The organism is Flavisolibacter ginsengiterrae DSM 18136 (assembly GCF_059568575.1).
Map to the genome: position 1 here is coordinate 181276 of NZ_JCANTR010000006.1, position 14894 is coordinate 196169.

At 39.5% G+C, this 14894-nt stretch carries 13 protein-coding genes; 3 read left to right on the forward strand and 10 right to left on the reverse strand.

Going from position 1 to position 14894, the window contains the following annotated elements:
* The first annotated feature begins 108 nt into the window (after positions 1-108).
* The gene (locus BP74_RS08705; RefSeq protein ID WP_496373127.1) at positions 109-2619 is read left to right on the forward strand and encodes a glycoside hydrolase family 20 protein; all 2511 of its coding nucleotides are present in this window, start codon (positions 109-111) and stop codon (positions 2617-2619) included.
* Here the strand turns inward: BP74_RS08705 and rfbA are convergent.
* The 8 genes from rfbA to BP74_RS08745 form a co-directional block, all read right to left on the reverse strand.
* The gene (rfbA, locus tag BP74_RS08710) at positions 2616-3485 is read right to left on the reverse strand and encodes a glucose-1-phosphate thymidylyltransferase RfbA (RefSeq protein ID WP_496373129.1); all 870 of its coding nucleotides are present in this window, start codon (positions 3483-3485) and stop codon (positions 2616-2618) included. The genes BP74_RS08705 and rfbA overlap by 4 nt on opposite strands.
* On the reverse strand, positions 3485-4561 hold the full coding sequence (rfbB, locus tag BP74_RS08715) for a dTDP-glucose 4,6-dehydratase (protein ID WP_496373131.1): 1077 nt from the start codon (positions 4559-4561) through the stop codon (positions 3485-3487). Before rfbB ends, rfbA begins: the two co-directional genes overlap by 1 nt.
* 45 nt (positions 4562-4606) lie before the next feature.
* On the reverse strand, positions 4607-5182 hold the full coding sequence (locus tag BP74_RS08720) for an acyltransferase (protein WP_496373133.1): 576 nt from the start codon (positions 5180-5182) through the stop codon (positions 4607-4609).
* 236 nt (positions 5183-5418) lie between these two features.
* Positions 5419-5649 carry a GxxExxY protein gene (locus BP74_RS08725; protein WP_496373135.1) on the reverse strand — a complete coding sequence of 77 codons (231 nt, stop codon included), beginning with the start codon at positions 5647-5649 and terminating at the stop codon, positions 5419-5421.
* Between the two features lie 180 nt (positions 5650-5829).
* Positions 5830-6795 carry an SDR family oxidoreductase gene (locus BP74_RS08730; protein ID WP_496373137.1) on the reverse strand — a complete coding sequence of 322 codons (966 nt, stop codon included), beginning with the start codon at positions 6793-6795 and terminating at the stop codon, positions 5830-5832.
* On the reverse strand, positions 6795-9206 hold the full coding sequence (locus tag BP74_RS08735; RefSeq protein ID WP_496373139.1) for a GumC family protein: 2412 nt from the start codon (positions 9204-9206) through the stop codon (positions 6795-6797). Before BP74_RS08735 ends, BP74_RS08730 begins: the two co-directional genes overlap by 1 nt.
* 14 nt (positions 9207-9220) lie before the next feature.
* On the reverse strand, positions 9221-9994 hold the full coding sequence (locus BP74_RS08740) for a polysaccharide biosynthesis/export family protein (RefSeq protein ID WP_496373141.1): 774 nt from the start codon (positions 9992-9994) through the stop codon (positions 9221-9223).
* The gene (locus BP74_RS08745; protein ID WP_496373143.1) at positions 9991-10503 is read right to left on the reverse strand and encodes a UpxY family transcription antiterminator; all 513 of its coding nucleotides are present in this window, start codon (positions 10501-10503) and stop codon (positions 9991-9993) included. Before BP74_RS08745 ends, BP74_RS08740 begins: the two co-directional genes overlap by 4 nt.
* A 296-nt stretch (positions 10504-10799) precedes the next feature.
* Between BP74_RS08745 and BP74_RS08750 the strand changes: the two genes are divergently transcribed.
* Entirely contained in the window at positions 10800-12017 is a 1218-nt protein-coding gene (locus BP74_RS08750) for an acyltransferase family protein (protein WP_496373145.1), read from the forward strand.
* Between the two features lie 144 nt (positions 12018-12161).
* Entirely contained in the window at positions 12162-12995 is an 834-nt protein-coding gene (locus tag BP74_RS08755) for a hypothetical protein (RefSeq protein ID WP_496373147.1), read from the forward strand.
* 125 nt (positions 12996-13120) lie between these two features.
* Here the strand turns inward: BP74_RS08755 and BP74_RS08760 are convergent, their stop codons facing one another.
* Both BP74_RS08760 and BP74_RS08765 read right to left on the reverse strand, forming a co-directional pair.
* Entirely contained in the window at positions 13121-14200 is a 1080-nt protein-coding gene (locus BP74_RS08760) for a PA0069 family radical SAM protein (protein ID WP_496373149.1), read from the reverse strand.
* 32 nt (positions 14201-14232) lie between these two features.
* Positions 14233-14847 (reverse strand): 2'-5' RNA ligase family protein, encoded by a 615-nt coding sequence (locus tag BP74_RS08765; protein WP_496373151.1) that lies wholly within the window; start codon positions 14845-14847, stop codon positions 14233-14235.
* Positions 14848-14894 lie beyond the last annotated feature (47 nt).

Sequence of the window (14894 nt, forward strand, 5' to 3'; positions counted from 1 at the left end):
GATTTGGGCTATAAATGTAGCAATGATGACTATTATAATTAGGAAAGTTTTTACCTAGAATGCTTTAAAATAGAAGGATATTGCCTTTAGAAAAAACATAATAATACAATGGATTATAAATTCAAATTTGTTTTTCTGTCATTTTTGTCAATGCTTATCATGCCTGGTCACTACGTAAGCGCAAAATCTATTTCGTATAACATTTCAGTTCCTGCAGGTTTTCCAGAAGAAACGAGTAAGGATCTTATCAAAATTTTAAATACTGCCACACCTTATCAATGGTATACTGATGCTTCACACAAAAAAGTGGAGAGGGGAATTATTTTAAAAATTAGCAATCAGACATATTTTAAAACCAAAGAAAGCTTTCGCATTCAAACTAATGGCTTATCTATTCTAACTATTTCCTCTTCCTCCATTGAAGGTTTAGAATTTGGCATTTATAAATACCTCCGCTCTTTAGGCTTCAAATTTTATTTACCAGGCGATTTATACACCATTATTCCTAAAAGCTTAAGTCTATTCGCTCCAAAAAAAGATTATGTTGATCAACCTTTTGTGCAAATCCGGGATTTTTTCGGTACTGGTGGGTTTGGATCCGGTAATTCTGACACTGACAAAATTGTGGAAAAAAGCTGGAATCTTTGGCGCGTTCGTAACGGGTTTGGAACTGCCTATGCATTGGCAGGCCATCGTGGTGAAAACTTTATTCTCGAAAACAATAATGAGCTACTTCAACACCTAAACTGGTTAGTGTCACCAAAGGTCAGTAATGGGAAAATTGATCCCGGGACCAAAATAAATTACCTCAACAAAGAAGCAGTTGAATTTTATACCAATTGGAGCATTAAACCTTTTACAAAACCTGATTTTCAACCACCTGCCCGGGGTATCACACAATTTGTTTCTATGGAGCCTTCTGATGGCGGTGGATATCTTTCAGAGAAAAATACACCTTCTGTTAGCGACCAGGTCTTTGGTGCAGCTAATATTGCTGCAGCCAAATTAGATAAGCTATTCCCTAACAACCCAAACATTGGAGTCAATTTATATGCCTACAGTTCACATGCCGAACCACCAAGCTTTAAACTAAATCCACGTGTATTTGTGCAGATCATTCCTTACCAATTTCAAAATATAGCCTTTGGTCCTTCTTTTATCCAAATGTGGGCATCAAAAGCCAAACGATATGGGATCTACGATTACCTTAAATACCCTGATCAGGCATATGATTTACCTGGAGGTATGACATTGAAGGAAACAATGCAAAGACTTATCTATAGCATAAATATCGGGTCAGAAGGCACGACATTTGAATCTTCGTATAGCAAATTTTCTACAGGGATTCCTTTATGGATCATAGCCCGATACTTAGCAGATGGAGATAGTGATTGGAATAAAAATTTAGATTTACTAGTATCTGATCTTTACCAACAGGCAAAGCTTCCAATACAAAAACTTTTTTCACTATTTTATAATGATGTTGTTTATGGAACCAATAATTTAAGTACCTCAGTGACTCTAATCCAGAGAGCCACTGAAAAAACTACAGATACTATCCTTCAACAAAGAATTAATGAACTTAAAGAATATCTTTTTTTTATTCATCTTGTTTTTGTTTCCCGGGATGTTTCGAAAACTTCACTCAAAGATCGTCTTTTGCCTGTATCTATGTATGCATGGAAAATTTACCGCTCGGGCATCATTGACAGTTACCGTATTATGCAATTGATTAGCTATAGTTTTTTAAATATGAATAAAAACGAATCGGATTATCCTGTACACCACCAACTACATTTGGATTGGTTTCCGGAAACAGATAAAAGGTTAGCAGCGTGGAGATCATTACCACAATCTAGATCACAAGCAGAAATAAACAAAAATTTTCAATTGCTTCAGAACCTTTACCATCAATCCTCCCCTAACATTTCCTACTCACTGTCACAAGTAAAAACAGCCATTTCCAAAGATTATAAACCAATTCATGAAATGAACATTGGAGGCAACTATACTACGAGAAGTTATTTTTCAGTTTATTCTGAGAAGTCTACTAAAATTATAATCAATTACCAGCTTACAAACCCCAACGGCAACGAAAAATTGATTATAAGCGGTATAGATAATAACTACAGTATGCCTATAACATTTACATTAAACAAACCATCAGGCAATATTGAATTTGCTTTACCAATTGGAGAAACCAACTTCTTTATGAATGCCAGTGATTATACCACTTACCGTTTCAACGTAAAAATCAGTGAAGGGTTATTTTACTTTAACTCTTCCCCGAGAGGCATTGTTAACTTTTATAAGAATTTTTCAGATGATGTAAACCAGGCGACTTATGATCCAAAATATTATCCATCCTATATTTATTTACCGAAGGATATAAATAAATTAAATTATAAAGTTCAGCTAAATGCCCTAAAACTCACATCTCCGTCAGGGTTTAATCCTAACTCAAATATTTTAATTAAGGAATATGGAGGTTTTGAAATACGAGAGCTCATAATTCCTCAAGAAGAAACAGGTACCATATGGAAGGCCGTAATAGCCGGAAACTTTAACTACAATATGCTAAATATTCCAGACCGCTATTTACTAATTTCAAAAAATTAATTTGACCTATTAATTATTGTTTGAAGATAGTTGCCATAGCCACTTTTAATCAAAGTGTTTGCCTGGTGCTTTAATTGCTGTTCATTAATAAAACCCATTCGATATGCCACCTCCTCTATACACCCAATCTTAGTGCCCTGTCTTTTTTCAATGACTCTCACAAACTCCGAAGCATCACTTAGTGAATCAAAAGTGCCGGTATCCAGCCACGCCGTTCCCCTATCCAATATCGCTACCTTTAATTCACCGCGTTCCAAATACTCTTTATTTACATCAGTAATCTCATACTCACCTCTTGGTGATGGCTTTAGATTTTTGGCAATATCAACGACATGGTTATCATAAAAATATAACCCCGGTACAGCATAATTGGATTTCGGCTTATCAGGCTTTTCCTCAATTGAAAGCACTTTATGATCACCATCAAACTCCACAACTCCATAACGTTCCGGGTCGCTGACCTGGTAGGCAAAGACATAACCCCCTTCAATATCATTCAGTGCCTGCAATTGTCTGCCTAGCCCTGTACCATAAAATATATTGTCCCCAAGAACAAGCGCCACTTTATCTTTTCCAATAAAGCTTGAACCGATTACAAAGGCCTGGGCTAAACCATTGGGCACTTCCTGTATGGCATATTCAAACCGGCATCCTACCTGGCTGCCATCACCCAGCAATCTTTTAAAAGAAGGGTTATCCTCCGGCGTTGTGATGATCAGAATTTCCCTTATCCCTGCCATCATTAAAATCGAAAGAGGGTAATAGATCATTGGCTTATCGTAAATGGGCATCAGTTGTTTAGAGATGGCCTTCGTGATAGGATACAAACGGGTACCACTGCCGCCTGCCAGTATAATTCCTTTCATTATTGCGTCGTTGAATATTGGGTTTGATAATAGTTTTGATATTCACCGCTGGTTACATGCTTCAACCAATCGGTATTTTGCAAATACCAATCTATGGTTTGGCTTAGGCCTTCTTCAAAAGTTACAGAAGGTTTCCATCCCAACTCTTTATTGATTTTGGTAGCATCAATGGCATAACGCCTATCGTGGCCGGGACGATCTTTAACATATGCGATCAGTTGATCGCTCTCTCCAGCTTTTCTTCCCAACTTTTCATCTGCAAGCTTGCAAAGCAATTTTACTAAATCAATATTCTTCCATTCATTAAATCCGCCGATATTGTACGTTTCACCATTCTCTCCCTTATGATACACGGCATCAATGGCGGTTGCATGGTCTTTTACAAAAAGCCAGTCACGGGTATACAAACCATCACCATATACCGGAAGCGGCTTTTTATGAATGACATTATTGATCATTAATGGAATTAACTTTTCCGGGAAGTGGTTGGGACCATAATTGTTGGAACAATTGGTGATCACTACCGGAAGGCCATAAGTATCGTGATAGGCACGTACAAAATGATCGGAAGAAGCTTTCGAAGCTGAATAGGGCGAATGGGGATCATAAGCTGTTTCTTCCGTAAAAAATCCCGTATCGCCCAAGGCACCATAAACTTCGTCAGTAGATATGTGGTAGAAACGTTTAGCGTTTAGTGGGGAAGGGTTGGTTATAATCCAATGCTTTTTTGCAGCATTCAATAGATTGACTGTGCCTACCACATTTGTATAAACGAAATCCAGGGGTGATACAATTGACCGGTCCACATGCGACTCTGCCGCCAGGTGAATGACACCATCTGGGCTGTATGTTTCAAAGACTCGATCCAGCTCTGCGACATCCAGGATATTGACCTTCTCAAAAATATAATTTGCAGCACCTTCAACATCCTTCAAATTCTCCAGGTTCCCTGCATAGGTCAGCGCATCAAGGTTGATGATTTTATAATTCGGATATTTTTTTACAAATAATCGAACCACGTGTGAACCGATAAAGCCGGCCCCACCGGTAATAATAATTGTTTGATTGTTGTTCATTGTAAAGGCACTAAATTTTTAAATTGTCAGCAGGCCTTCTGCTTCCTATTGTATGGATTTTATTATGGTGTTATTTTGAAGCTGGTAGGTTTCCCCGCTTTCTTCACAAATAGCTATTCCTTCTTTAGTAAAATTGAGACGATGTCCCCATTCACTTACCCATCCAATTTGTTTGGCCGGGTTACCTACTACTAAGGCGTAGGCTGGTACAGGCCTGGTAACAACCGATCCTGCTCCCACAAAGGCAAATGCTCCAATTTCGTTGCCGCAAATGATCGTTGCATTCGCGCCAATGGTGGCCCCGCGCCTTACAATTGTTTGCCTGAATTCATTTTTGCGATTGACAGCGCTTCGGGGATTGATCACATTTGTAAAAACCATTGAAGGTCCCAGGAAAACATCATCTTCACAAATGACTCCCTCATATATGGAAACATTGTTTTGGACGCGTACATTTTTGCCTAGCACTACATTGGAAGAAACGAAGGTGTTTTGACCCAGGCTAGAACCTTCACCTATGATGCAACCGGTCATGATATGACAGAAATGCCAGATTTTTACTTCATCTCCAATTTGAGAACCCTCATCAATAACTACAGTTGGATGTGCGAAGTAGGCCATTAATGAAGGTTAATTTTTAAATAAAATACTCAGAAAACTAAACCGCAGTGTTCGCAGGGTACGCATCTAACAATTTTTAATTTACAACACCGAACGCAGCGATCGCAGCGGTTGTCATTAAGATTATTTATTAAAATTCTATAAGTTATTTACAACTCTTTTGATACCTGTCTTTAAGGTAACTACATTAAAGTTTAAGAGGTATCCAAGTTTGCAGCCAGTTAACTTTAATTACGTCAACTCTGGGCAAGGTGTATGTCGTTTAAGGCTTCAACTGCTTTTACTTCAACAACAATTTTATCTTCAACAACTACATCTAAACGATATCCACAATCGAGCTTTACATCTTTATAAACTAAAGGCAATGGACATTGGGTTCTAATATTTAATCCTTTTTGAAGAAGTTCAAATGCCAGGCAATGTTCATAAGCACTTTCTAATAATCCCGGGCCCAGGGTTTTATGCACTTCAAATGCCCGCGTCTAGAACAAGGGTTCCTAAATCGTTTTCATGCATATAGGAAATGAACTGTCTGAAAGTTTAACTGAAGCATTCGCAGAAAACAAATCGCAGCGAGCGCTGTGAACGCAGGTATATTAGTTATTTCTCCGCGGCCTCTGCGATCGCAGCGGTTTGAATTTGTTTTTTTAAGAGTAACTAAAATGGTGGTGCTCCCTGTACCATTCAAAAGCAGTTTTTAAGCCATCCCTGACACTGGTCAGGGGTTGGTAGCCCAACAGGGTTTTGGCTTTTGAAATATCCGCCAGGCTATGTTTTACATCTCCTTTACGTTCGCTGCCATACAAGGGAACGAGGTCGCTTCCTGCCACAGCTTTTATCATTTCAAAAACTTCATTTAAACTGGTGCGTTCACCATAGGCAATATTATACACCTGGTTAATAGCTCCAGGATTCGTAGTTGTAAGCGCACGCACATTAGCATCCACCGCATTAGCCACAAATGTAAAATCCCGGCTATGTTCGCCATCTCCGTTGATTAACGGCGGCTGGTTATCCAATACTGCTTTAATAAACAAAGGGATTACGGCTGCATATGGACCCTTGGGATTTTGCCTCGGACCGAAAACATTGAAATAACGCAGCCCGATCAATTCCATTCCATATACATCTGCATACACCCGGGCATAGAGTTCATTCACATATTTAGTTACCGCATATGGAGAAAGCGGTTTGCCTATCTTATCCTCCAGTTTGGGAAGGCCGGGATGGTCTCCATAGGTGGAAGAACTGGCGGCATAAACCACTCTATTGATCTTAGTTTCCTTCGCAGCCGTAAAGATATTTAGGGTGCCTGTTATATTCACTTCATTTGTGGTGAGCGGATCATTGATGGAACGGGGTACTGAGCCAAGGGCTGCCTGGTGTGAAATAAGATTTAAACCGGAACAAGCCTTTACACAGGTATCATAATCCCTGATATCACCTTCCACAAATTCAAATTTGGGATTTCCTTTTAAAGCTTCCAGGTTCTTCATACTCCCGGTAGACAGGTTATCCAATACACGTACCTTTTCTACTCCTGGTAAAGAAACCAAATGCTCAGTAAGGTTTGATCCAATAAAGCCTGCTCCTCCTGTTATTAATATGTGCATTATACTGTTGTCTTTTTTCTTTTATTCTTCTTGTTCCAGTTTTTGGTATCCAACCAGCCAAACCATTTTTCAAGGGTTCCTGCAGGTGGCGTTTCTTCCTCAAAATACCCTGAACCATGACTATGACCATATCCATAGGCATAGCGGCCATACCCATAATACCCATACCCTGACCGGACTTTTACATCATTCAAAACGATGGAGATCTTAGGAAGTTTCCCCGTTTGATAAAATTCATCAATCAGGTTGACCTGCTTCTTGAAAGTATGTCCCTGCCGGACTATATATAAAGTGCAATCTGCAAACTTACTCAGCGTCAATGCATCACTCACCATTCCAACAGGTGCGGTGTCCATGATCACCACGTCAAATGAAGCTTTTAAATAAGCAAATAGTTCTTGCAGCTTTGGGTCTAATAATAATTCTGCAGGGTTGGGAGGTACAGGACCACAAGGCAATACATATAGATTATCACTTTGCTCTACAGGTACGGGAAGATCCTCCAGTTTTACTTTCCCCAATAAATAATTGGTCAAACCCGGACGCTTGCCCAGGTTTAAATGAGAAAGCACTTTTGGTTTGCGGATATCAAATTCGAGTATAATTGTTTTTTTACCCGTCAGCGCCATTACTGCACCTGTATTGGTACTGATGAATGATTTTCCTTCCCCACTGAAGGATGATGTCACTAAAATAACCGGCCTATCAATATGGTTTAACACGTATTGAAGATTGGAGCGTAACATACGAAACTGTTCTGCTACCACTTTGCGGTTATTGTTGGTAACGACCAATGTTTCCTTTCCAAATGAATGACCTACTTCACCAAGTATTGTAGCTCCGGTTACACGCTCTATATCAGAACGGCTGGTTACCTTATCATTCAGCAATTCGATAACAAAAATGAATAAACCCGGGATCAGCAATCCAATAAAAATAGAAAGCATCTGGATATTCCTTCGATTGGGCTTAATGGGATTGGAATTGGGAGATGCATCCTGCAAAACCTTGGTATTAGAGATCTGGGAGGCCAGGGCAATCGCTGATTCTTCCCTTTTTTGCAACAATGAATTATATACCACCAATTTGGTTTGCTGTGCCCTTTTGATATCGGTAAGGATCTGCATTTTTGAAGGCATGGTCCTGACCTCACCCTGTGCACTATTCTTAGAATGCAGGGTTGAACTCAATGCAGAACTATAAGCCGATTTGACTGTTTTCAGATTCTCAATGATCTTATTCCTTAACAGCTCTGTTTCTATTGCTTTTTGCTGGACGGCCACATTTCCTGCAGGTGCATTTTCCTGTAATGCTTTTAACTCGATCTGGGACTTATTATAAGCGGCCACCATTGCAGCCAGGGTAGGATCCTCAATGCTTAAGGATGATGGCACCGGGTCCCTGCCTGTACGGTTATCTTTCAAATAAGCATCGATCATCTCTGCATTATTCAGTTGGAGGGATTGACTGATAGCTTCCTTATCAGATGCTTCAATTCTTGAAAGATAATTACCTGACTGGGCTTCAGGATCTATAATATTATTGGTTTGCTGAAATACGAGCAACTGCCTGTTGATGCTATCGAGTTCACGCTGTACTACTGCCAACCGGGTGTCAACGAAAGCAATTGTTTTTTGTGTAGCGTCATTTTTATCTTCAATCACTGCTCCCTTATATTCTTCCATCAACTGGTTGATGACATCAGCAGCCATTTGTGGATTGGTCGCCTCCTTAGTGATCACCAGGATGCCAGTGCTTGATTTGGGAGCTACTACCAAGTTTGATATCTGTTCTAAAGCACTTAAGGCTGTAGGTTTCCATATGACATGGTATTCACTACCTAACTGTCCCTGTGTGATCCTGACAAGCCTGAATACTCCATTTTTGTTTTTAAAAACCTGCCCGAATTGAAAGGTTGCCGGATCCTGGTTTATTGTAAACCGATTCTCGTCTTCAAATTTGATGTTGAGTGAGAAAGTAGATGCTGAATCATTGATTTGAAATGCTTCTACCCGGAACGGACATGATTTATAAACATTCAGCTCTTTGATATTCCCCTTTGCCAGGTAGGTAAAGTTCAGATTCAATGCCTTTACCACTCTTTCCATTAATGGCCTTGATTGCAGGTATTCAATTTCATTTTGGATGTTGACCTTGCCATCCGAAACCAATAATTGTTCCAGCTTATCATTGCTACCTCCACCGGAGTTTTTTTCATCCTTGATCACCAGCGTCCCTACGGACTGGTAAACCAGTGTAGCATAGCGCAGGTAGAGGAATGCAACCAGGAGTGATAAGGCTACCGATATGACAAATAATGGCAGGAAACGGACATATTTATAAAATAGATCCTTAACACTCAGATTCGCTGTTTCAGATCTCGCCGGTTGTACCTGTTCTTCCACTAGCATGAAGGAATATTAGATTATTTGATAAAATTTAGTATTAAAGCAATAGCTGTTATGATACTGGTAGCAATACCTATTTGCTGTGCCAGGTTTTGTTGTTCCTGTTGTCTTATCTTCCTGCTTAACTGCTCCACAAATACGACATCATTTTGCTGTAAATGATAAAAAGGAGAAGTAAACAATTCTTTAGACGTCAGGTTTACCGTTCCGATCTCTCTTTGATTGTTGTTTTCCCTGAGAATTTTAACGCTGGCCCGTTTACCAAAATCTGTTATATCCCCCGCCAATCCAAGCGCTTCCAGTATAGTTACCTTATCAGTGGGAAGTGTAAAGGTTCCCGGTGAGCGAACTTCTCCCAGCACAGTTATCTTATAATTGACAAACCTTACAATAACCGAAGGTTGCGTCAACTGGTCTTTCAATTTATCCTTAATAGCGTCAGAAAGCTGTTCCTTAGTCAAACCTTCTGCATGAATGGTTCCGATCCGTGGATATTCAATATTGCCTTTCTGGTCCACTAAAAAGCCTGCAATAGTGGTTCCTGATCCTCCAGCCACAGCCTGTTCGGGCAAGTTATAGGGAATATCTGTTGCCGGGTTAATGCTCATGCTATATACCCTTATAGATAAAATATCATTTTTTTGGATCAGGGGATCAGGTATGGGATTCTGAATGGGCGTTGTGGTATCAGCGACATTTTCTAAATAATTACTAAACGTCCTTTTTTGTACCCTGCAGGATGTAGTCAAACAAATAATTACCGCAATGAACAGACCTGTAAAAATTCTCATTCAGTTTGATTTGGAAGTTGAATAGGGTTCAACCTTTTCTTTTCAATATATGCCACCAACATATAGCCAAGACTGTCTATACAAATCTTGGCGGTTTTATTATTAATTTCCAGCACCTTTCCTTCCTGGTCCATCATGGGTCCTGCTATAACTCTTACTCTTTGTTCCGGCGCCAGTTCCAGTTTTACCAGCTCCACATCATGGTATTCATCAAGGAAACGTTGAATGGCAACGATCTCTTTATCCTTTATAATAGCAGGTTTCCCGTTCCAATATACAAAATTGACCACACCATCCGTCATCCGCACATTGGACCTGTCCTCATCTCCTACTTTTACGAATACATAAGATTTAAATAAAGGCTCATCTACTATTTTGACCCTGTCGCTCCATTTACGGTGCACCTTGTTTAATGGGCAATAACTTTCGATCCCTTTTTGGATCAAAAGATTATTGACTTTTTTTTCCCACCTGGGCCGGGTATAGATGGCATACCATTTTGAACTCAAATACCTGTATTTTAAGTAGTTAACTTTCCAGAACGGGATAAAACGGGCATGGCTTCGCCCCCTCAGTCACATGCTGATTTTTGCGACCTGGTAAAACCTGCCGTGCAAATATAACAGTTGCCCTGTGACTGGCAAATGTTCAAAATACACAGATTTTGAATAAGTTACTCAAATAAACTTCTTTTACAATAAAGGGAAATACTTAGAAGGCTAATTAGGATTATAAATGATTGATTTTGACTACTATAGACTTCAATTCTATTGATCAAATCGCTACATTTATCAAAATATGCAATTTGAAACAGCGATATTATTCTCTTGATGTTTTCAGGGGTGCCACCGTTGCGCTTATGATACTGGTGAATAACCCAGGTTCATGGTCACATATATACGCACCTTTAGAACATGCTCCCTGGCATGGACTTACACCCACCGACCTGGTTTTTCCTTTTTTCCTTTTTGCCGTAGGAAATGCCATGGCATTTGTCATGCCGCGGCTGGAGGAAGCAGGCGACAGAATCTTTTGGACTAAGGTGATCAGGAGAAGTATTTTAATCTTTGCCATAGGATTGTTCTTAAACTGGTGGCCTTTCAGCCGTTGGGAAGGCGATCAATTACTGGCTAATGGCTGGACATGGACGAATAGCCAGGGTAAGCTGGTGGGCGTTCGCATTTTCGGAGTACTGCAACGGATTGCCGTTTGCTATTTCTTTGCTTCCATCATTGTGTATTATTTAAAAGCAAGAGGAGCTTTCCTGACAGGATTGATCCTTCTTCTATTGTATTGGCTATTTTGTTTCGTGGGTAATCCCACAGATCCCTATAGTTTACAGGGTTGGTTTGGAACCAATATAGACCTGGCCCTATTACATGACCAGCACATGTACCATGGAGAAGGGGTGGTATTTGACCCTGAAGGCATTATGAGCACTATACCCGCAATTGTACAGGTGATATTTGGTTACCTGGTGGGAGATTATATTGTAAAAAGAGGAAAACATATCCAGCAACTGGCTGACAATGCCGTTAAAGGATTTGAAGTCTATCAAACCCTTACTGTATTATTCGTTGCCTCCATGGCTTTTTTGATCACAGGATATGTTTGGGGGCTGAGTTTTCCTATCAATAAAAAAATATGGACAAGTTCCTATGTTATGGCCACTACAGGTATGGCGATAGCTATATTATCCACATTGATCTATGCTATTGAGGTTAAAGGCATCCGGGGATGGCTTACAAGGTTCTTTGATGTTTTTGGGAAAAATGCATTATTTGTTTTTGCCTTAAGCGCCTTCCTGCCAAAGGGATTGCGCCTGATCCGCATCCCTAACGGATTTAATGACAAAGGAGAAGCCTTGTTTACCAGTCCATGGAGCTGGATCTATGAGAGGGTGTATAAATTTATACCCGGTGCACCTGAAATAGGTTCACTTGCATTTGCTATCACAGTGATCCTTTTTATGTGGGCTATTTGTTATATGCTGGATAAGAAAAAAATATACATCAAAGTATAAATGAAATACATATTAATTGGCAACTTGTAACAATAAACGAATTATACTCAACAACTTTCTCAACCTGGTTGCATTTTAGGATTGTAAAATTTATATTTGTCAACGCCTAGGGCTTTATATGTAAACAATATCCTAACCATCCAAATGAGATCCAAATCCATCTTTGCTTATTTACTCTTATTCATAGCCTGCTGTTCTTTTGCCAGCAGGATGGTTGCTAAGCCATCAGAAGACCATTCCAGGAATCTTGGACATCCCTGGGAAGAATTCGATACTTCCTTTTTCACCAGGTTTCAGAGTATTAATGATATTATAGTTGCTTCCGATTTTCAATTTAAGGATAAAAGCAAAAATGACCTGGCGTATTTCGATTATGTAGCTGAGATAGTGCGGAAGCGCTTCTATCACGGCTATTCCCATTATTCGGCTGCTGATAATATATTCGCCTGGCTCTCAGGAGCATTCATCTGGAATCATTTATCTGCTATTGTTATTCCCGATGACATCATGAAACATCCTATGGCTGCCTGCAGTCAGCAGGCTATAGTTATGATGGAAATTTTTAAACGGAAGGGAATTGATTTCAGAAAAGTTGGCTTCCCCAATCATTATACTGTTGAGGGTAAAATTGATGGCAAATGGCAATATTTCGATACCAACCTGGAACCTGACTTCAATAACAAAAGAGAATCCTTACAATTATTATTAACAAGCAACAGGTTTGATTCTGTTTATAGCATTCCCGAAAAAAGTATTACTGATTTTCACGAATCAGTTTCTCATCCCAAATACGGAATGGTCAATGCAGATCCGGCACCCGTTGCCACTTTATTTCACAAATCCTGTTTTGTATTGCAATCGTGGGGTTTTATGTTTTGCAGTGTATTATTTGCTTTCTTGTTATTGAGTAACCTGAAAACTCAAAGGCTTGTACAATTTTATAAATTCAGATTAGCTTATAATAGTAATGCTGGTTAAATAATAGATCTACCTTGTCAATAATTGAATTATTCCTATTTATCGGACATTAATGAAGCACAATTATTTTTCAATAATTAAGAAGTTGAATAGATAAAAACAACAAACGCAGTTAATCTTTTGCATTAAAACAACGTTCCCTGTTCCCCTGGCCTTCTGAAGAGACTGCAATCCAGATCCATTCTTTCATGAACTAATCCATATTTATTGGAATAGGTATGGTACTGATCGTTGATCAATCTCGCCACATGCCCCTCCCCACTCATCCGCACTCCATAGCGGCTATCTGAAACCTTTCCATCATGACCGTCTTCAATCATGTGCCAAACCTTATCGGCCCGGTCTGGAAAGTTCTTATACAACCAGTCATGGAATAAAAACTTAACAGCCCCATTCAGGCGGACAAAAGTATAGGCTGAGAAAGATGCTCCAGCTTCACTCCCTGCCTTCAAAATAGAGGACATTTCATGATCATTTAAACCCGGTATCATTGGTCCTAACATCACTCCTGCCGGAACGCCTGCCTTGCTTAGCTCATGAATGACCCTTATCCTTTGATTCCCGGTAGTAGTCCTCGGCTCCATAGCCCTTCTAAGGTCTTCATTGAAGGAGGTAATGGATACCAGCACCGAAACAATTTTCTTCCGGGCCATTTCTTCCAATATATCCTTATCCCTGAGTATGCCCGCATTCTTTGTAATAATTCCCACAGGTTGATTGAACTCATTACATACTTCCAGCAATTGCCTGGTGATGCGGAACTTTTTCTCTGCAGGTTGGTAACAGTCGGTATTCCCACTGACCCCAATAGGCACACATTCCCATTTAGGGCGCATCAGGAAACCTCTTAACAAACGGGGAGCATCTTTCTTCACCAGTATCTTACTTTCAAAATCAACACCTGCACTATATCCCCAGTATTCAAAAGAATTTCGCGCGTAGCAATAAATACAACCATGCTCGCATCCCTGGTAAGGATTCATGCTGTACCACATCCCTACATCAGGACTATCCACCTTATTGACAATTGTTTTCGGAAAGATCTCTAAATACTGCGTGCGGATATCTTCTTCAATCCAATCATCTATTGCTTCAATATGCTCCCTGGCAACTTCTGTTTTGAGAAATTTATTGGGTGTATTAAACTGTGCCCCCCTTCCTTTTTTATAATTGCGGGCAATAGCATCATGGTTAGAGTCTTCCATAAGAATTCAATAAATATTTCGGCAAAAAAAACTTAGGCAAACAAGGCACCCTGCCTGGTCAAAACGGGCAGGTTCAGGAAATCGAACCTCCTTGCAATCTGGTAGGAACCTTTGGTACTGGCATTTCGTTTTAATAGTAACATATGGTCAGCAATAAACCTTCCGGTAAAGTGACGGTGCGCATATTCCAACCATCCTTTTTCATATTGCCAGGGTTTTAATTTTGAACCAATTGTTATATAGGCATCATCAAGAAAATGTGGTTTGTGCTCTTTATCTGTCTTCATTAAAACCTGCACATCTTTTAAAGCAACAGACAATTTTTTAATAGGGAGTTTAGAAAGTACATTAATAAAAATGGTATGCGAAGGAAAGCTTCCATAATCTTTCAACTCTATTTTAAAAGGAGCAAACCCCATGGCGATATTATTGAAACGCTGCAACAACTTTTCTTCATTCATTTCCAAAGCGTAGAATCGTACAAGCGGGATATGTGGCTTGTTGTATTTATTTAAATGCAGTTCATAGGTTTCCGCAAACTCGTTCCTTATTTTCTTCAACCGGTTCCACAATTCTTCATGAGGTTTTAAAACCAATTGGTATTCATTTATACGATACCCCATCATTTTTAAATCGTCGAATTCCATATTATTTATTATTAAGGGTGATCAATCTATTTGCAATTTACTAACAT